The 18,588-nt window shown below is 64.8% G+C and carries 20 protein-coding genes; 3 read left to right on the top strand and 17 right to left on the bottom strand.

The window, feature by feature from the left end:
* Positions 1–80: 80 nt before the first annotated feature.
* The 13 genes from AC3Z8Y_RS13140 to AC3Z8Y_RS13080 are packed head-to-tail and all read right to left on the bottom strand — an operon-like array spanning position 81 to position 12,672.
* The gene (locus AC3Z8Y_RS13140; protein ID WP_490086158.1) at positions 81–350 is read right to left on the bottom strand and encodes a hypothetical protein; all 270 of its coding nucleotides are present in this window, start codon (positions 348–350) and stop codon (positions 81–83) included.
* Positions 347–991: a cytochrome c oxidase subunit 3 gene (locus tag AC3Z8Y_RS13135; RefSeq protein ID WP_490086157.1), complete on the bottom strand. Its 645-nt coding sequence runs from the start codon at positions 989–991 to the stop codon at positions 347–349. Before AC3Z8Y_RS13135 ends, AC3Z8Y_RS13140 begins: the two co-directional genes overlap by 4 nt.
* Positions 978–2,591 (bottom strand): cytochrome c oxidase subunit I, encoded by a 1,614-nt coding sequence (locus AC3Z8Y_RS13130; protein ID WP_490086156.1) that lies wholly within the window; start codon positions 2,589–2,591, stop codon positions 978–980. The genes AC3Z8Y_RS13135 and AC3Z8Y_RS13130 overlap by 14 nt, the downstream gene beginning before the upstream one ends.
* Positions 2,588–3,535 carry a cytochrome c oxidase subunit II gene (coxB, locus tag AC3Z8Y_RS13125; protein WP_308812134.1) on the bottom strand — a complete coding sequence of 316 codons (948 nt, stop codon included), beginning with the start codon at positions 3,533–3,535 and terminating at the stop codon, positions 2,588–2,590. The genes AC3Z8Y_RS13130 and coxB overlap by 4 nt, the downstream gene beginning before the upstream one ends.
* Positions 3,532–4,332, bottom strand: a complete 801-nt coding sequence (locus AC3Z8Y_RS13120) for an SCO family protein (protein ID WP_490086155.1) — start codon at positions 4,330–4,332, stop codon at positions 3,532–3,534. Before AC3Z8Y_RS13120 ends, coxB begins: the two co-directional genes overlap by 4 nt.
* Entirely contained in the window at positions 4,329–4,709 is a 381-nt protein-coding gene (locus AC3Z8Y_RS13115) for a hypothetical protein (protein WP_490086154.1), read from the bottom strand. The genes AC3Z8Y_RS13120 and AC3Z8Y_RS13115 overlap by 4 nt, the downstream gene beginning before the upstream one ends.
* Positions 4,699–5,673, bottom strand: coding sequence for a hypothetical protein (locus AC3Z8Y_RS13110; protein ID WP_490086153.1), 975 nt, complete (start codon positions 5,671–5,673; stop codon positions 4,699–4,701). Before AC3Z8Y_RS13110 ends, AC3Z8Y_RS13115 begins: the two co-directional genes overlap by 11 nt.
* The gene (locus tag AC3Z8Y_RS13105; protein ID WP_490086152.1) at positions 5,670–6,209 is read right to left on the bottom strand and encodes a c-type cytochrome; all 540 of its coding nucleotides are present in this window, start codon (positions 6,207–6,209) and stop codon (positions 5,670–5,672) included. Before AC3Z8Y_RS13105 ends, AC3Z8Y_RS13110 begins: the two co-directional genes overlap by 4 nt.
* Complete coding sequence (locus AC3Z8Y_RS13100) at positions 6,206–6,739, bottom strand: DUF3341 domain-containing protein (protein ID WP_490086151.1); 534 nt, start codon at positions 6,737–6,739, stop codon at positions 6,206–6,208. Before AC3Z8Y_RS13100 ends, AC3Z8Y_RS13105 begins: the two co-directional genes overlap by 4 nt.
* On the bottom strand, positions 6,736–8,085 hold the full coding sequence (gene nrfD, locus AC3Z8Y_RS13095) for an NrfD/PsrC family molybdoenzyme membrane anchor subunit (protein WP_490086150.1): 1,350 nt from the start codon (positions 8,083–8,085) through the stop codon (positions 6,736–6,738). Before nrfD ends, AC3Z8Y_RS13100 begins: the two co-directional genes overlap by 4 nt.
* Positions 8,085–11,000, bottom strand: coding sequence for a TAT-variant-translocated molybdopterin oxidoreductase (locus tag AC3Z8Y_RS13090; RefSeq protein WP_490086149.1), 2,916 nt, complete (start codon positions 10,998–11,000; stop codon positions 8,085–8,087). The genes nrfD and AC3Z8Y_RS13090 overlap by 1 nt, the downstream gene beginning before the upstream one ends.
* Positions 11,001–11,004: 4 nt before the next feature.
* Complete coding sequence (locus tag AC3Z8Y_RS13085) at positions 11,005–11,661, bottom strand: cytochrome c3 family protein (protein WP_181111821.1); 657 nt, start codon at positions 11,659–11,661, stop codon at positions 11,005–11,007.
* Between the two features lie 12 nt (positions 11,662–11,673).
* Positions 11,674–12,672: a COX15/CtaA family protein gene (locus AC3Z8Y_RS13080; RefSeq protein ID WP_490086148.1), complete on the bottom strand. Its 999-nt coding sequence runs from the start codon at positions 12,670–12,672 to the stop codon at positions 11,674–11,676.
* Positions 12,673–12,815: 143 nt separating this feature from the next.
* Here AC3Z8Y_RS13080 and AC3Z8Y_RS13075 point away from each other — a divergent pair, with 143 nt between their 5' ends.
* Positions 12,816–12,983, top strand: a complete 168-nt coding sequence (locus AC3Z8Y_RS13075; RefSeq protein WP_490086147.1) for a hypothetical protein — start codon at positions 12,816–12,818, stop codon at positions 12,981–12,983.
* Between the two features lie 132 nt (positions 12,984–13,115).
* Here AC3Z8Y_RS13075 and AC3Z8Y_RS13070 read toward each other — a convergent pair whose 3' ends face one another.
* Entirely contained in the window at positions 13,116–13,400 is a 285-nt protein-coding gene (locus AC3Z8Y_RS13070) for a hypothetical protein (protein WP_490086146.1), read from the bottom strand.
* 552 nt (positions 13,401–13,952) lie between these two features.
* On the opposite strand from AC3Z8Y_RS13070, the gene AC3Z8Y_RS13065 reads away from it, so the two are divergent.
* The gene (locus AC3Z8Y_RS13065) at positions 13,953–15,098 is read left to right on the top strand and encodes a zinc-dependent alcohol dehydrogenase (protein ID WP_490086145.1); all 1,146 of its coding nucleotides are present in this window, start codon (positions 13,953–13,955) and stop codon (positions 15,096–15,098) included.
* Here the strand turns inward: AC3Z8Y_RS13065 and ftrA are convergent.
* On the bottom strand, positions 15,070–16,071 hold the full coding sequence (ftrA, locus tag AC3Z8Y_RS13060) for a transcriptional regulator FtrA (RefSeq protein WP_490086144.1): 1,002 nt from the start codon (positions 16,069–16,071) through the stop codon (positions 15,070–15,072). The two genes, AC3Z8Y_RS13065 and ftrA, sit on opposite strands and share 29 nt — an antisense overlap.
* Positions 16,072–16,164: 93 nt before the next feature.
* Between ftrA and AC3Z8Y_RS13055 the strand changes: the two genes are divergently transcribed.
* Positions 16,165–16,602, top strand: coding sequence for a rhodanese-like domain-containing protein (locus AC3Z8Y_RS13055; RefSeq protein WP_490086143.1), 438 nt, complete (start codon positions 16,165–16,167; stop codon positions 16,600–16,602).
* A gap of 12 nt (positions 16,603–16,614) precedes the next feature.
* On the opposite strand, the gene AC3Z8Y_RS13050 is transcribed toward AC3Z8Y_RS13055, so the two are convergent.
* Both AC3Z8Y_RS13050 and AC3Z8Y_RS13045 read right to left on the bottom strand, forming a co-directional pair.
* On the bottom strand, positions 16,615–17,724 hold the full coding sequence (locus AC3Z8Y_RS13050; RefSeq protein ID WP_490086142.1) for an L-dopachrome tautomerase-related protein: 1,110 nt from the start codon (positions 17,722–17,724) through the stop codon (positions 16,615–16,617).
* A 106-nt stretch (positions 17,725–17,830) separates the two neighbouring features.
* On the bottom strand, positions 17,831–18,574 hold the full coding sequence (locus tag AC3Z8Y_RS13045) for a GGDEF domain-containing protein (protein ID WP_490086141.1): 744 nt from the start codon (positions 18,572–18,574) through the stop codon (positions 17,831–17,833).
* Positions 18,575–18,588 lie beyond the last annotated feature (14 nt).

Below are 18,588 nucleotides of genomic sequence, written 5' to 3'. Positions count from 1 at the left end.
CAGCGGCCAGGTGCTTCCGTTAATACCATCTGGCGCTTCCTGAACAATTGAGCTTCGTCAACATTTTCCATGAGTGAAGCCTACCCACCCCCCATCCGCTTCCACAGGTCCATCAGCGTCATCCCGAACAGGATCAGAAAGAAAAACACAGTGCCCAGCGCGAATACCTGTACCAGTGGGCTGCTGCGTTGCAGCTCAATGAAACAGCCGAGCACCAGCACGGCTTCGAAGGTGGCGCAGGCGAACATCCATACCGGGCGCAAGGGCAGGGGGGAGATAGCGATGGCGATGGTAATGCCCAGCAGCGCCATGCCGGCGGCGTAGGCGAGGAGCAAGCGCGGCAGTGTCATGCAGGCCTCCCTATCAGATAAAGGGTGGGGTAGACGAAGATCCAGATGATGTCGACCACGTGCCAGTACAGGGCGAAGGTTTCCAGCACCAGGTAGCGTTCGGGCATGCGCAGCCGGCCGACCTGTAGCCGCCAGTAGATGCCCAGGGCGAAGAGGATTGCCACCGTCACGTGCAGGGCATGCACGCCGGTGATCACCAGGTACAGCCCTACGAACATCTTCGCCGGCGGCGCCTGCAAGGGATTGTCGGCCTGACCCGGCAGCAGTTTTTCTTCGAATTCGCTGTGGTACTCGAAGCCCTTCAGTACCAGAAACGCCGCAGCCAGCGCGCTGGCCAACAGCAGCCAGTTCTGCACGCTACGGCGGTTGGCGGCGCGGGCGGCGTACAAAGCGAGGGTGACGGTCAGGCTGCTGGTAAGCAGCAACGCGCTGTTCACCCCGGCGAGCAGGTAGTGGAAGTGCTCCACCGCCTCGGCAATGGCGGCCGGGTGGGCGAGCCGAAAGTAGGTGGCGGCGAACAGCAACACGCCAAACATCATGGTTTCAGTGGCCAGGAACAACCACATGCCCTGATGCACTGCCTCGCGGCGTTGCTCCTCGCTGACGAACTGCTCGGTAACGGCCCGTTCAATCCCGGCCATGGGTGGCCTCCGGCGGGTAATCGTAGGCTTCGAAGTCCACGGTGGGGATGTGCTCGAAATTATGCTCCGGTGGCGGCGACGCTACCTTCCATTCCAGCCCGGCGGCGCCCCATGGGTTGGCCGGGGCAATGGGCCCCCGGTACCACGACCACAGCAGGTAACAGAAGGGCAACATGTAGGCCACCGCCAGCACCCCCGCACCCGCAGTGGAGAGCACGTTAAGCACTTGGTATTCGGGCAGGTAATGGTGATACCGGCGCGGCATGCCGTCGTAGCCCAGTATGAACTGCGGCAGGAAGGTAAGGTTGAACCCTAGGAAAATCAGGATCGCCGCCAGCTTGCCCAGGGTTTCGGGGTACATGCGCCCGGTGATCTTCGGCCACCAGAAGTGCAGCCCGCCAAAGAACGCCGACACCGCCGCGCCCACCATGATGTAGTGGAAGTGCGCCACCACGAAGTAAGTGTCATGCACGTGCAGGTCCGCTGCCAGCAGCGCCACGAACAGCCCTGCGCAGCCACCCAGCAGGAACAGCGCGATAAAGGTGCAGCCATAGAGGAAGTGCGCGGTGATCGCCAGCCGGCTTTTGTAGAGGGTGGCCGTCCAGTTGTACACCTTGATCGCCGAGGGAATGGCGATGAGAAAACTCAGCAGCGAGAACAGCAGGCTGGCGTACATCGACTGCCCGGCCACGAACATGTGATGGCCCCACACCATGAAGCCCAGGATGGCGATGGCGATGCTGGAAAACGCGATAAAGCCGTAGCCGAACACCCGCTTGTGCGCCGCCGCGGTGATCAGTTCATTCACCACGCCCATGCCTGGCAGCAGCATGATGTACACCGCCGGGTGGCTGTAGAACCAGAACAGGTGCTGGAACAGCAAGGGGTCGCCACCCAGGGCGGGGTCAAAGATGCCGATCTTGAACAGGTGCTCGGCGGCGATCAGCACCAGGGTAATGGCCAGCACCGGCGTGGCCAGAATCAGGATGACCGAGGTGGCGTACAGCGCCCAGATGAACAGCGGCAGGCGGAACCAGGTCATGCCCGGCGCGCGCATGGTGTGCACTGTCACCACGATGTTGATGCCGGTGAAGATCGAGGAAAAGCCCGTCACGAACACGCCCACGATCACCGCCACCACATGGCCGTTGCTGAACATCGTGGACAGCGGCGTGTAGAAGGTCCAGCCCGTATCCACGCCACCCGCCAGCAAGGCAAACAGCGTGAACAAGCCGCCGCCCATGAGCAGGTACCAGCTGGCCAGGTTCATTCGCGGCAGTGCCATGTCCTTGGCCCCGATCATCAATGGCACCAGAAAATTGCCCAGCACCGACGGAATCGACGGGATGAGAAAGAACCACACCATGATCACCCCGTGCAGGGTGAAGGCGCGGTTGTAGCCGTCGGAGGACAGCACATCCCCATCGGGCGTAAGCAGCTCTACCCGGATCACCCCCGCAGCCAGCCCGCCGATGAAGAAGAAGAACGTCACCGCCAGCATGTACAGCACGCCGATGCGCTTGTGGTCCGTGGTCAATAGCCAGGAGCGCAGGCTGTGGCCGGCCTCGAGATAGCTGGGCACCGGGGTGTGGGCATTCATCGAGGCGGCTCCGTGTTACCAAGGGATTGAATGTAGGCGACCAGGCGCACCACGGCGTCCTCGTCCAGTACGTTGCTGTAAGTGGGCATGATCGGCGCGTAGCCGGCGGCTACCTGCTTTTGTGGCAGCAGGATCGAGTCCCTCAGGTAGCTGGCATCGGCGGTTACCACACTGCCGTCGGCCAGCGGCACGGGCCGGCCGTACAAGCCTTCGAGCTTGGGCGCATGCACCGCCGCCGACGGCCCGTGGCAACCACTGCAGCCCATTTGCTGGTACAGCGCCTCGCCTTGTTCGGCCAGGCTGCCGGGCGCGTCGGCCACGCCCAGCCAGCGGGTGTAATCGGCCGGGGTTTGCACCACCAGCTTGGCCAACATGGCGGAGTGGTCGGTGCCGCAGAATTCCGCGCAGTACACCTGATAGGTGCCCGGCTGGTCGGCCTGGAACCACATCTGGGTATAACGGCCCGGGAGCACGTCCTGCTTCACGCGCATTACCGGGATGTAAAAGCTGTGAATCACGTCCTCGGAAATCATGTTCAGCTTGATCGGCCGCCCTGCCGGCACGTGCAGCGCGTTCAGCTCCCGCTGACCACTGGCGTGCTGGAATTTCCACATCCATTGCTTGCCGGTGAGCTGGATTTCCAGCGCATCCACCGGCGGCGTGCGGGCCTCGAAGAACAGCCGCGCCGACAGGCCGAAGAGGATCATGGCCGCAATAAACGGGATCACGATCCAGGCAATCTCCAGCTTGTGGTTACCGATGGCGGTGCTGTCGCGCACGGCCTCGCGCCCTTCGCGGTAGCGCCAGGTGAACACAACGAGGCACACCACCACCGGCACCACGAACAACAGCATCACGCCGGTGAACGTCATCACCATCCAGTCCACCCGGCTGGCGTAGGCGGAGCCTGCCATCGGCCACATGTGTGCGAAGAATCCGTTCACCCGGTGGCCCTCCTGCGTTCACGCATCACGGCGATGGCAATGCCCCCTCCCAGCAGCAGCGAGGTGAGCACGCCGCCAACCTGAAGCGCCTTGATCACCAGATTGTCGTAGGCGCCGGTGCGTGGGTCATAGTGGAAGCACAGCAACAGCAGCTGATCGCCCAGGCTGCCCACCTTGCCCTGGCCCGCTTCGGTCAGGGCCAGGCGCAGGTCGCTGGCCTGATAGCCCAGCCCGTACAGCCAGCGGGCGAGGGTGCCGTCTGCGGTGACGGCGGCGATGGCGGAGGTGTGCGCGTATTCGCCGGCTTGAGGGTCCAGCCGATAACGGAAGCCCATGGCCTGAGCCAGGCCGGCGCTTGAGGCTTCGGGCCCTACCAGGAAATGCACAGCCGTGCTGCTCGCCAGTTCGGGCCAACGGCGGGCCAGGGCATTGAGCTGGGCGACGGCATCGGCGGGTGTTTCTTCCGGCTTGAAGCTGAATGCCACCAGCTCGTAATCCCGACCGGGCTGGTAATCCAGCGCGGCCAACAGCATGAACAGGTTGGCCAGCTGCGCCGAACATACGTTGGGGCAGGTGAAGTACACCGGCACCACCACCATTGGCAGCTTGCCGCTGTATTGGCGCAGGGTAACGGCCGCGCCGTGCTGATCGGTGAAGGGCGCGTCCAGCGGCAGTCGCTTGCCCAGGTGATCATCGATGCCCGCAGCGGCAAACGGCGACACGAGCTTGCCCTCCACCGCGCCGGCGAGCCCCGGCGCAAGTAACAGTATGCATAGCCACAGCGCTTGGCGAATCATGGCGCACCACCCGGCTTTTGTGATGGCCAGCCCTGTTGGCCGAGCATTTCCATGGCGCGGGAAATGGGGATATGCGCCACGCCGGGCTGCCCGGGTACCCAGCCGTAGCCTTGCAGTTTTTCCCGGCCCGCAGTAACGACATGCTCGCCCTCAGCCGGGCTGTTTACCTCAAGGTTTGGCTTGGGCGGCGGTGCGCGTTGCTGTTCAACCTGGGTGAGCGGGGGCTGGTTGCGCTGATAGATCACCGGGTAGTAATGCATGATCACGGCGATCACCGTGGCACTCACCAGCAGCATGACCAGCAAGCCAGCGGCGGTCCATAGAATGCCGCGCACCGAAATGGCATCAGGCTCTACCCCGGGCTGATCATGCTTCATGGCGGCGCCTCCACAAGGTGAGCGAAGCGATTGCCCCGGCCCATGCCAGCCAGGCCAGCGGCAGCCACAGCGAAGGCGCCAGCCCGACCGAGGGCAGGCCCAGCCAGGCGCTCTCCACAAAGCCGCTGAACAGCGTGAGGCCGCTGGCCCAGCGCAGCGCCCTCGGCCGCTTGCCCCACGGCAGGGTAAGCAGCACCAGCGGCATGATCGCCTGGGTGAGTGCCAGCAGGCCGCCGACCGTGCCCCAACCGTGGGCCGTGCGCTCCAGATACCAGTGAATTTCCCGCGGAAGGTTGCCGGCCCACACAATCAGGTACTGCATGAACTGCAGGTACACCCAGAAGATGCAGGCGCCCACCAGCAGCCCGCGCAGCAGCCGCTGGCTATGTGGCCCGCTGGTAAGCCCTGCCCAGGCCAGGCCCATTAGCAGCGCGCGCAGCACGAAGAATAAACCGAAGATGGTCGACGCCAGCTCCGCATCCAGGCTCATCAGCCAGTCGATCCCCGCTGCGGATAAACTCAGTACCAGCACGATCAGGCCCAAGCCCGCTCGCGCTTCGCCCACGCCGCGGTTCACCCAGCCGGCCAGCCACCACCACAGCCCGGCATAGATCAGCACCCGCGCAACGAAGCTCAACGGGTGCAACCACAAGCCGCGGAAGCCCTCGGCCCCCGCCTGGCTCCAGGGGTACAACAGCCACGCGGCCGGCGCCAGCACCAGCAGGCCCAGCAGTGCCCAGGGCAAGCTGGCCATACCAATCGCCAGGCTGGGGGTGAGGGTGGTTCGCCACTCCCCGCGAATCAGCGGCATCAGCAGGTGCCATAGCAGGCAACCCAACGCCAGGGTCACGCTGGTGACCGCCGCGCTAAGCCCGGCGCCCAGCACGCCGCGGCCATCGAAGAACGCGCCCACCACGAGCACGGCGATCACGCCGAACAGTGCCAGCAAGGGTGTGCGGTTCATGGCGCTGCCCCCAAGGCCTGGCGATCTTCGGCCGAGAGCTGCGCCGCAGGCGCATGGCGGCTCAATTGCAACGCGCGGATGTACGCGGCAATGGCCCAGCGGTCGGCCGGTGCCACTCGCGCGGCATAGCTGTACATCTGCCCGTAGCCATTGGTGATCACATTCACGAAGTAACCGTCGGGCATCGCCAGTAGCCGGGGCTCGGTGAAGTCGGGCGGGGCCGGGAAGCCACGCGCTACCACGGTACCGTGGCCGTCGCCGGCCAGCCCGTGGCAGGGCGTGCAATACACCTGATAGCGGTCCTGGCCCCGTTGCAGCAGCTCGGCACTCATGGCCGGGCGGGTGGCCAGGGTTTGCTGGCGGGCGCCATCCCCGCGGGCGATGGTGCCACGCGGCGGTACCTGCTGCACCTGGCCATTGGGGAAGAAGTCACTCGCGGCCTGGTCCCGGGACTTGCGTTGGCGCTCGAGGTTGTCGCACCCGGCCACGCCCACCAGAACGGCCAATACGATGCCGGTTCGCAGCAGCGCGTTCATTGCCACACCTCCGTCACCGACTCGGCCCGTTCGGCGAGCCAGGCGCGGGTATCAGCCAGGTGGAAATGCACGTCGTCAGCCAGCAGGCACAAGAGGAAGCGGTCGTCGGAAGCGCCGGCGAAGGCGCTGGCATCGAACAGCGGGTGGTGCAACCGCGGCAACCGGCACAGCATGAACAGGCCGAGCACCGTGGCCAGGCAGGCGAACAGCACAGCCAGCAGGAAGGTAATCACCATGAAGGCCGGTAGTGCGATCAAGGGCCGGGCACCGATGTTCAGCGGGTAGTCCAGGTTGGCATACACCTGCAGGCCAAAGCCGCACGCCGCGCCCAGTACCCCGCCGACGATGGCGAACGCCTGTACCCGGCGGTCGTTCAGCCCCAGCGGCGCGTCCAGCTCCTCCAGCGGGAAAGGGCTGAAGGCTTCCAGTCGCCGGTAGCCCGCTGCGCGCGCGCTTTCGCAGGCCGTAATCAGGGCCTCGGCACTGTGGAATTCGGCCAGCAGGCCGTAGGGTGTGGGCTCGGTCTTCATGCGCCCTCCCGGCTACGGTACAGCGCCTGCTTCACTTCGAAGGCCGACACCATGGGCACGAAACGCAGGAACAGGCAGAACGGCACGCCGAACACCCCGAAGGTGCCGATGAACAGCGCCACTTCCCAGAAGGTGGGGCTGTAGGCATCGCTCCAGGCGGAGGGCATGAAGTCCCGGGTTTGCGGCGTTACCAGCAACATGTAGCGCTCGCACCACATGCCCACCAACACTGCCAGCGCGATCAGGCTCAGCCAGCCGGCGTGGCGGCGTACCCAAGGCCACCACAAGGCTTGCAGGACCACTACGTTGCAGAAGATCGCCAGCCAGAAGCTCCACGCGGTAGGGCCGACCATGCGCGCCAGAGTAACCTCGCGCTCCTGGGCCTCGCCGGAATAGAACGCCATGAAAATGTCTGCCAGGTAGCCGTAGGCGGTGAGCCAGCCGGTGGCCAGGATCAACCGGCCGAGCATGTCCAGGTGGCGCGCGGTAATGAGGTTGTCCAGCAACAGCAATCGGCGCACCCCGCAGGCCAGTAGCGCTACCAGGGCAAAGCCGGAGAACACTGCGCCGGCCACGAAGTAGGGTGGGAACACGGTGGAGTGCCAGCCTGCCGCCAGCCCCAGGTTGAGCAGGAACGAATAGCCGCTGGACACCGAGAACACCAGCGGCACCGCCAGCAAGGCGATCACTCGATACGCCTGGTGCCAGTAGCGCCAGTGGGTCGCGGCGTTGCGCCAGCCCATGGCGAGAATGCCGTACACCACCTGCTGGCCACGGCCCTTGGCACGGTCGCGCGCGGCGGCGAAATCCGGTATGGCGCCGATGTAGAGGAACAGCACCGACACCATCAGGTAGCTGAGCACGGCGAAGAAGTCCCAGGCGGTGGGGCTTTTGAATTGAGGCCACAGGCCAAGTGTGCTGGGGTAGGGCGCGATCCAGTAGAAATATTGCGGCCGCCCCAGGTGCATGATCGGGTACAGCCCGGCGCAGCACACCGCCATCAAGGTCATCAGTTCGGCCAAGCGGTTAAGGGAGTTGCGCCACGGCCGCTCCATCAATAGCAGCAGCGCCGAGATGAACGTGCCGGCATGGCCGATCCCCAACCACCAGATGTAGTTGAGGATGTCGAACGCCCAGTTCACCGGCGTATTGCTGCCCCACACGCCCACCCCACGGGTGAACAGCACGATCACCGCAACCACGAATACACCCAGCAGGGCGGAGCATGCGCCGAGCAGCATCCACCAGCGGCGGCGTTGGCTGAACCGCAACGGGATGTCCATCACCTGCGCGGTCACCGCACCTGCGGGCATGTCCAGGGGCAGGAAGTGCGGGGTATCGGCCATCAGCTGTCCTCCGCTGCAGGGGTATCGTTGATTTCCCCGAGGTAGGTGGTCTTGGGCCGGGTATTCAGTTCTTCGAGCAGCCCGTAGTGGCGCACCGAGTTTCTGCCCTGGCTCACGCGGCTGCCGCTATCGGCGAGGTTGCCAAAGGTGATGGCCTGGGTCGGGCAGGTTTGTTGGCACGCGGTGACCACTTCGCCGTCAGCCACGGCGCGGCCTTCCTTGCGCGCGGTGATCCGCGCCTCGCTGATGCGCTGCACGCAGTAGGTGCATTTTTCCATCACCCCACGGGCCCGCACCGTTACGTTGGGGTTGCGCTGGGCCTTGACCGAGGCGCTGTCCTCGGCGGTCCAGTCCAGCCAGTTGAACCGGCGCACCTTGTAAGGGCAGAACGACGAACAGGTACGGGTGCCAATGCAGCGGTTGTAGACCATCTCGTTCAGCCCGCCGGTGCCATGTACTGTGGCGTTCACCGGGCAGCCGGCCTCGCAGGGGGCCTGGTCACAGTGCATGCACGGCACTGGCAGGAAGTGCGAAGCGGGTGCTTCGGGCGCGCCTTCGTAGTAATGGTCCACCCGCAGCCAGTGCATCTGCCGGCCCTTGAGCACTTCATCCACCCCTACCACGGGAATGTTGTTCTCAGCTTGGCAGGCGACCACGCAGGCGTTGCAACCGATGCATTGATCCAGGTCGATCAGCATGCCCCAGCGGGTGTCGCTGGCCGGGATCGGCGGGTACAGCGACGGTTGCGGCTCAGGCGCGACCGGCGGTTGGGTCAGTTCGTCACGGGTGAACTGGCGGATCAAGTCAGTGGGGCCCATGTCGTGCTGCAATTGGGTGCTGGCCAGGCGCTGGTGATCGCCAACAGCTGTCAGCTCGGCGCCGTCACGCTGGAACGGCGACAAGGCCGTTTGTAGCGGGGTGATGGAAAAGCCTACGCCATCGGCAACCTTGCCTGCACGGTGGCGGCCGTGGCCGGCATACAGCACCAGCGTGTGTTCGTGTTGGCCGGGCATGATCCACACAGGCCCCGTGAGGGACTTGCCCGCTATGGCCACCGTCACGTGGTCGCCATTGGCCAGGCCCCGTTCGCTGGCGAGCGCGGGTGCCATGGCGACCACGTTGGCCCAGGTGAGCTGGCTGATCGGCTTGGGCAGTTCCTGCAGCCAGCCCAGGTTGGCAAAGCGGCCGTCCCATACGGTCGGGTCCGGGCGCATGATCACCTGCAGCCCTTGGGCGGGAGGCTCGGCTTGCAAACGCAGGGGGGCGGCTTCGGCTTCGATGGCGGGTAACGCACTGCCTTGCACGAAGCCCAGCTCCAGCGCCTTGCGCCAAGTGTCGTTGTTGAGCGCGGCGTGGGTTTTGCGGACTTCAGTGAGCGCGTCGGCGCTCGCTTGTCCTGCGAACAGCGGAAGGATTTCGGCCAGTGCCTTGCCACTGTAGAAAGGCGATACCAGCGGCTGTTGTATGCACAGGCTGCCATCCACAGCGCGGGCGTCGCTCCAGTTGTCCAGCGCGTCGCTCAGGGGCAGGTGCCAATGGCACAGGGCAGCGGTTTCGTCGTAATACAGGCTGGCGCACAGGCGCAGCGGTACCTTTTCCATAAGGGTCGCAAAGTCGAGCTCGCCCGGTGCGTTGAAGGCGGGATTGCTGTCCAGCACCAGCAGCGTTTGCACCTGCCCGTCACGGATGGCCTGGGCCAGCGCGGGGAGGTTCTCCATCGGCGCGCCAGCGAGGCTCAACAAGGGTATTGGCGCGCTATAGCTGAGGGTACGGCCCACGTTGCCGAGCCGAGCGTTCAACCGATGCACCGCCGCTTGCACATCAATGGACGCATAGGCGCCCGCGGTGATCAGGCAACGCCCCTTGCGAGCCGTCAGGCCCTCGGCCAGACGCTGCACCCACTGCTGATCTTCATTACTCAGCGGGGCGCCGGCAGGTGTTTCGCCCAAGGCTGCCGCCAGTGCGTGCACATAAGCCCGTTGTTCGCCGGGGGCGATGCGCTTGCGCTCGGCGGCATTGGCGCCGGTCAGGCTGCTTCCGGGTTCCAGTACCACCAGCCGGGCCTCGCCGTTACCGCCGGCTGCGGCCGCCCGTCGTTGGCCCCAGGCCAGGCCGTGGGCGGTTTGCCACGGGCCGGGGCCGAGCAGGTCGTCGTCGAAGGCAACCACCCATTCGGCGGCGTCCAAGTGCAAGCGGGTTTCAAGCGGGCGGCCAAACGCTGCCTGGGCTGCTTCGTAGCGCAGGCCTTCATAGGGCTCGTGCCGATAAGTTCGCATGTTCGGCCAGCGCGCCTTGAACGCTTCCAGCTGGCGCGCAAGGGTGGGCGAGGTGTTACCGCTGATCAGTACGTGAAAACCTTCGCCTTGTTGGGCGTCCAGGGCCGGCAGCATTGTTTGCTGGTGCAAGGCGAACGCCTGCCAGCTGCTTTCCTGGCCCTTGTTGCGCGGCGCCGGGGCGCGGTCGGGGTCGTACAAGCGCAAGATCGCGGCCTGAGTGAAGGCATCGCAGCGGCCCAGGCTGGCAGGGTGGTCGGGGTTGCCCTCCAGCTTTGTGGGCCGGCCCACGTGGGTACGCCCCAGCACGGGTTGGGCGTAGCCGCCCAGGCACACCGAGGTCGCGTACCAGCGCGGAATGCCTGGGACGATGGTTTCCGGCTGGAACACATAAGGCACGGCTGTGTCCGGCGCCGGCCCGCAGGCCGCCAGCCCGCCCAACGCCAGCGAAGCGCCCATCAGTTGCAGGAAGCGCCGGCGGTCCATGCCCTCGGGTGTCGCCGCCTCCGGGAACTCCGCTTCCAGCCGCGCCAGTGCTTCGGGTGAGTCCACCATGGCGTCCAGGCTGCGCCAGTAGCGCAAGCCGCTGGCGTCGGTCGGCATGCTGCCGGAGAGCTGGGGGTCGAAGGTGCGCACGGTCATGGCTTCACCTGTGGCAAACGCTGCAAGAGGTCAGGTCGCGGGTATCGATGTGATACTCGCGCAGCAGGCGCTGGCCCAGTTCGCGACGGTCCTCGCGGGTTTGCCAGTCCATCTGGGTAACGGCTTCGCGCGGGCGCAAACGCGGCGCCGGGTCCCGGTGGCAGTCCACGCACCACTGCATCTGGAAAGGCTCGGCCCTGCGCATCAACGGCATGGTGTCTACCCGGCCGTGGCACTCCACGCAGCCCACGCCCGCAGTCACGTGCACGTCGTGATGGAAGTACACGTAGTCGGGCAGCTGCGCCACGCGGTTCCAGTGCAGCGGCTGGTTGCGGGTGAGGCTTTGGCGCAGCGGCTCCAGCAGGTCGGCGTTGGTCCACACTTGGGAATGGCAGGTCATGCAGGTTTCGGTGGGCGGCAACGTCGCCTGCGCGCTGGTGGCCACGCTGGTATGGCAATACTGGCAATCCAGCTTGAGGCCGCCCACATGGTGCTGGTGGGAGAAGGGCACTGGCTGGTCGATCGTCCACCCGCGCAGCGTGGCGTAATCCGAGCGTGCCAGCAGCGTGGCGCAGAGAAATACCGTGGCCAGCCCACCGAACAGCCCGAGCAGCCCAAGGCGGAGCCACAGGTCCGCGCCGCGCGAGAATATCTGTCCCATGGGCGCCGCCGGTCACGGTGCGTCGCGCAGCAGCGAAGGCCGCGGCAGCCAGCGCGCTGGCGCTTCGCCTCGGTCGGCTGCCTGCGCGGCAAGGTTAAGGCGGTGATTCACTTCCACCAATAGCAGCGCCAGCACAGCGGCGCCTCCGGTATGCGCCAGGGTCAAGGCAATGGGGGTGGCAAGCAGGGCGCTAAGCATTCCCAGCACGGCCTGGCCCAGGCCGGCGAGCACTATCGCCACGGCCGGGCGGCGCAGGCCGCGGCGGTACAAGCCCCAGGCGAGCGTGGCCAGGATCACCAGCAATGCAACCGCGCCGAGGCGGTGCAGCATGTGCAGCCCGGCGCGCTCATCCAGGCCAAGGTTGCCGGCAAGGTAGCTTGGCCCCACCGGTTGGCCCAGCTGCAGGGCATTGGAAAAGTCCAGTGCGGCCCAAGCCACCGCGCCACACCCGGGCATCGACGGGCAGATGGCGCCAGCGTGATTGGTGCTTACCCAGCCGCCCAGAGCAATTTGAACGCCTACAGCCAACAGCCCCAACCACGCCAGGTGGCGCAAGCGGGGCGGGCTGCCCGATGGGCGTGCGTTGGCTTGCAGGCGGCGAAAATGAAGATAGGCAAGGCAAAGCGTAGTAATGCCGCCCAACAGGTGAAGGGTGACGACCTGAGGCCACACCTTGAGGGTGACTGTCCACATCCCCAGCATCGCTTGTAACGTGACCACCGCCAGCAGTATCAAGGCGGCGGGCTCGCGCCAGCCGTGTCGTCGCCAGCTCAGCCAGGCTTGGAAGGTAACCAGCACCATCAAGCTTCCCGCCACGTAGCGGTGGGTCATCTCTGTCCAGGCTTGCACGGCACCGGGCACTCCGTCTGGCACCCCGATGTTGCCATAGCAGCCTGGCCAATCCGGGCACCCTAGCCCGGAACCTGTGACCCGGGTATAGGCCCCCAGCAGCACCACCAGCAGGGCCAGGAGGGTGATGCCCAATGCGACGAGCGGCTGAAGGCGGGGCATTGTATTACCTCATGTTTCGGGCGGTAGTACTCCTAGACCGCAGCGAAACGGGTAATGCTCCATCGAAGATTGAACGTGGGCGGGGGGGCAACGGTCTCCCGAAAACAGGCTTTTGATGCCAAGCCATAATGGAGCGCGCCGCCATGCCGGACCCACTGCAACCCTCTGCTGACCCCGCTGCGGTACCGGGCAACCCTGACCCCTCGACGCCTGCGCAAGCGCCGGTGCCAAGCGGGCCTCCCGACGACGACAAGCGCCCGGAAGACTGGGTAGATCCGGTGGCCGATCCGAATGTGCTGCCGCATCGCTAAGGCTGCGCATTTGGAACGTGTAGGCGGCACAGCCTCACAGCTGGCCACCTCGCCCCGGGCGGCCTGCTTGCAAGCTTAGGTCATCTGCCAGATATCGCTACGAGCGCGTTCGAGAACCTGGGCTGCGCTCAGTCACTCGGCCTTTTTCTTGGTGCGATCGGTTTCGTACTGGTTGTCGTACATTTTCTCCGATTTCCCGGATTTCTGATCTTCCGGGCGTTGCTTCACGGGGCCCATGTCCAGGATGCCACCGCCTTTACCCTTCACGTCCGCAGGCGTTTCAGCCGCGCCGGACCGAATTTCGGTATGCACCCCGGTGTCTTTCTTTTCCTTTGTAGTGTCTTCGGCGTATGCGTTTGCGGTTGCCAGCGACGTGGCCAGAACCAGGCCAGCCATGGCGGTTTTACGGATTTCCATCGACTTCTCCTTACTAGCACTGGCTCGCTTGCCAGTGCGGGCATTCAGGGTTTCGTAGCAGGCGGAGCGCTCTCTTTCTTCTCAGGTGTGGACGTACGCTTGTGCTGTGTCTTTTTGTGCGTCGTATGGTGTGTCGGCTTTTTATCCACGTGTTGTAAATCAATCGCGCCGTCAGCGCGGGCAGGGTCGTTGGCGCCGGGAGCAGATTTGGTGGGCACGTCGGGGGCGAAAGTCCCACTCGGTGCGCCTAGACCCGGTGTGGCCGGCGCGGTTTCTTTCCCTGTACCCGTGTTGGCTGCCCAACTCCCTCCGGCAACCAAGGCAAGCACAGCACATAGGTATCGCAATCTATTGGAAAGCTTCATTGTCGGTCTCCTGAGGCAGGAGGATGCCAAAAACATCCCTCAATCAACCGACTGACAATTGTGCCGTGGCGTTCCCTTTTCCTTTCAAAGCCGCCGGTCCGTGGCGCATGGGTTTTTTTCAAACTTCCCGAATCCACTTTGCCTCTATCTACAAACGTTTCCCGAATTCGCGTGTAGGAGGTAACTCATGAAAGCAGTGGTATTTCACGGCCAGGGCGACATCCGGGTGGACGATGTCCCGGACCCGCAGTTGCAGGCACCTACGGATGCCATCGTGCGCCTTACCGCATCGGCGATCTGTGGCACTGATCTGCACTTCATTCGCGGCAGCTTTCCAGACATGCAACCGGGCACCATTCTTGGCCATGAAGGCGTTGGGATTGTGGAAGCGCTGGGTGCCGACGTGCGAAACCTCAAGGTCGGGGACCGTGTGGTGATCCCGTCCACCATCGCGTGCGGCAACTGTTCCTACTGCCGGGCGGGATATTTCGCCCAATGCGATGTGGCCAACCCCAACGGCAAGTCGGCGGGCACGTCGTTCTTCGGCGGGCCCAAAGCCACGGGGCCTTTCCATGGTTTGCAGGCCGAGAAAGCACGCATTCCCTACGCCAACATCGGCTTGATCAAGCTCCCGGACGCCATCACTGACGACCAGGCCATTGCCCTGTCGGATATTTTCCCCACGGCCTGGTTTGGCGCCGAAATGGCCGAGATCAAGGACGGGGACAGCGTAGCAGTGTTTGGCTGCGGGCCGGTGGGTCTGTTTGCCATCGTGAGCGCCAAGCTGATGGGCGCCGGGCGAGTGTTCGCCATCGACGGCTTGCCCGACCGCCTTGAGCGGGCCCGCGAGCTGGGCGCCGAGATTATCGACTTCGAGAAAGAGAACACCGTCGAGACTTTGCAGCGGCTCACGTCAGGCATAGGCGTAGACCGTGCCATCGACGCCGTGGGCATTGACGCCAACCATTCACACGGCGACCACAGCCATACCCATGCTCAATGGCAACCGGGCGATGCGCCCGCGCAGGCACTGCAATGGGCCATCGAGGGGCTGGCGAAAGCCGGCACACTATCTATCATCGGCGTGTATCCGCCGGGTTTCGATACCTTCCCCATCGGGGCGGCCATGAACAAAAATCTCACCCTGAACATGGGTAACTGCCACCACCGCAAGTACATTCCCAAGCTGATCGAGCTGACCCTGGCTGGCCGCGTGGACCCTTCCAAGGTGCTCAGCCAGGCCGAGCCCTTGACCGACGCTGTGGGCGCGTTCGAGGCGTTCGATCGCCACGACACTGGCTGGATCAAAGTGAAGCTTCAGCCCGAGGCGTAGGTATCACGGGCACCCTTGCCTGGCCGAAGCGTTCCCGGTAGGCCGAGGGTGCCAGGCCGCTGTGCTTGCGGAATGCCAGGCGGAAGCTCTCGATGGAGCCGAACCCGCAGCGCTCGGCCAGCCGCTCCAGCGGCAGCGTGCTTCCTTCCAGCAGTTCTCGCGCCAAGGCCAGCCGTGACTGCTGCAGCCAAGCCTTGGGCGCCAGGCCAGTGGTTTCGGTGAAACGCCGCAGGAAGGTGCGCTCGCTCATCAGCGCGCGATCGGCCATGGCCGCCACGCTGAGGGGTTTATGCAGTTGCTGCCGAGCCCAGTCCAGTACCTGGGCAAGGTCGTTGCGGCTGTTGCGCGCCACGGGCGCAGGAATGAACTGCAACTGGCCGCCAGCCCGCTGCGGGGCCATCACCAGCCGACGCGCCACGCTGTTGGCCACTGCCGTGCCAAAGTCCCGGGCGACCAAATGAAGGCAGGCATCGATGCCGGCGGCACTGCCGGCCGAGGTGATGATCTGCCCGGCGTCCACGTACAGCACGTCGGGGTCCACTTCGATGGCGGGGTAACGCTCGGCCAGCTCGTCGGTATAGCGCCAATGGGTGGTGGCCCGCTGGCCGTCGAGCAACCCCGCGGCCGCCAACACAAATACCCCGGAGCAAATGGACACCAGCCGGGCACCCCGCGCATGGGCCGCCTGGATGGCCTCGAGCAAGGCCGCTGGCGGGCGCTCATCGCGGTTGCGCCAGCCCGGGATCACGATGGTGTCCGCCTCGGCCAGGGCATCGAGGCCCACGTCGGCGATCACCTGGATACCGCCCATTGCGCGCATGGGTCCGCTGTCGGCCGCCACAATGCGGTGGTTGTACCAAGGGAAGTCGAATTCCGGCCGCGCCAAGCCGAAGATCTCGACCGCGATGCCAAATTCGAACGTGCAGAGGCCGTCATAGGCCAGGATTGCGACAAGGCCGGGGGAAGTGTTCATTTGGCGGAAACTTACCGATGGATGTCGAAGCCGCCACTGTAGCCGCAGCGCCGGTGGAAATACAGTAGGCCCTTCAAAACCAGGAGCCTTACCATGCCGAGCCTAGTCAGCCATACCCCCGCCGCGTTGCCTTCCGTGGCGTTGATGCATTTCAGTAACCGCCTGGCGTACGAAACCGATTGCTCGGACGTGTACGCCAGCCAGCAAGCCGGAGAGGTGGACTACGTACTGGTGGACGTTCGCAGCACGGACCTCTTTGCCGCGGGCCATATTCCCGGTGCGATCAACCTGCCGCACCGCACGCTTACCCGCGAACGGCTGGCAGGGTACCCGGCGAGTACGCTTTTCGTGGTGTACTGCGCCGGCCCCCATTGCAACGGCGTTCACCGCGCCGCGGTGCGCCTGGCGGCACTGGGCTTGGCGGTCAAGGAAATGCTCGGCGGGATCACCGGCTGGCTGGATGAAGGCTTTGCCTTGAGCGCGCCAGCCGGCGAAGCGGCCAACCCGTCATTGGCCTGTGGGTGTGCCTGAAGTAGCGGTAGGTCAATCCTTGGCGGTGATCTTGTACAAGGTGGTTTCCAAGGCCGGGCCTTGTTTCGGGTTGTAGAAGCTCATGTCCGGTATCCGGGAATCGGTCACGTAAACAGTGCCGTCCGGGCCCTGGGTGAAGGTATCGGGCCAGCGCATGCCCTTGTCTTGCAGCAATACCTTGACCTCGCTGCCCTGGCGAACCTTGATCGAGTGATCCTCGACGGAGCTGATATAAAGCCGGCCCTGGGCATCGAGCAATAACCCGTCGGCCGGGCCGTTCTCGCCCACGGTTTGCACCTTGCCGGAAAGCTCGGCAATGCTGGCGCTACGCAGGGCCGCAGTGTCGATGCTGTAAAGCGTATTGCCTTTCACGGCCTGCCAATAGAGCGTACCGCCGTCGGCCGACAGGGCAATGCCGTCTGCCGAGAACTGCACGCCGCGGCCGTCCGGGCGCTGCAGTGGCTTGCCGTCCACCTTGACCATCACGCCTTTCTCGAATTGGGTGCTGGGGGCGCCATCGAGCGCGCGGCGCGCCTTGCCGGTTTCCAGGTCCAGCACCACGATCGCGCCGCTGGTGCCGGAGTCGGTGATATAGGCGAACTTGCCATCCGGGCTCAGGCGCACGTCGTTGAGATAGCTGCCCTGAGGCGCAATATCCGGGCCGAAAGGGTACACCTTGGCCACGCGATTGCTGGCCAGGTCGATCTGCACCAACTTGGGCGCGCCCGGCACCACCTGGGCCTGGGCCGGCGCCCCGGCGTCGATCACCCACAGGCTGCCACGCTTGTCAGCCACCACCGATTGCACGCATACCCAGTGGTCGCCTGGCGTCATGCTGTCCTGGCGCGCATTGCGCCAGGCATTCCAGCTGGCATCGGGGAATGGCTTGAGGTCGCCATTGGGCAGTAGCTCGGCCACCGAGGTTTCGGTGTCTTCGGTCCAGCGCGGGAAGTTCACGAACATCCGCCCGCTTTCACTGGCCGTCACGCCCGTGACCTGATGATCGAACTCGGCAACTTTTTCCAATTTATACGTGGGGGCTGCCATCGCGGCCTGGCCCAGGGCGAGGCTACTGACCAGCGCTGCGGCGGCGCAAAGGGCGAAACGGTTAATTCGGGCCATGGGTAACTCCTGTGGGGCGGTCACTGGGTTGAGCCAGCCGCGCCGGTTGGAGTTCCTTTTTTATGGCCTGGCGCTGATGGCCTCGTAACCTATGGGAGGCGCCCGTTCATTGCGCCCAACAGAAGCACCGCTTGCCTTGGCTTTTCGCGGCGTACATGGCGCGGTCGGCGGCATTGATCAAGCTGCGGCGGTCATCGCCATGGTCAGGGAACACCGCCATGCCGATACTCACCCCTACCAGGCTCTCGGGATGGTCGTCCAGCAGCGGGCCCACGGCGAGGTCGATCAGCCGCTGCGCCAGCAGCTCCACGCCGGGGCCGCTACCGTAGGCGAGCAGCGCAAATTCATCTCCACCCAGCCTGGCCAGGGCTTCGTCGTCGCGTACGGTGTCCTGCCACCGCTCGGCGAGGCTATGCAACAGCCGGTCGCCAGTGGCATGGCCGTGGCGATCATTGATCGCCTTGAAGCCGTCCAGGTCGAGGTACAGCAGGGTCACGGACCGTTGCTCCCTGCGAGCATGGGCCAGGGTCAGGTCCAAGTGCAGGTTGAAGCCGCGCCGGTTGATCAGGCCCGTGAGCGGGTCGTGCTCGGCTTCGAAGGCATACTGGTTGAGAAGGTTCGAGCGTTGCAGTAACGCGCGGCGCAGGGTGAGAAACAGGTACACCCAACCGAGCAGCAACAGCACGCAGAGAGTGGCGCCGCCGTGCAACCACAACCGTGCCGACGGCCCCAAGGCTTCGGCCCGGGCCCAGCCATAGGCCACCGCGATGCTCATGCCGGCCCAGTTCAGTGCCGAGAAGCCCAACAGGGCAAAGAATTTGCGACGCACGGGATTGCGAATGGCGGGCAACGGGCTACCTCCGG

This window comes from Pseudomonas sp. 3MAES_34.3B (assembly GCF_058145875.1).
This window is presented reverse-complemented; position numbering and strand designations above follow the sequence as displayed.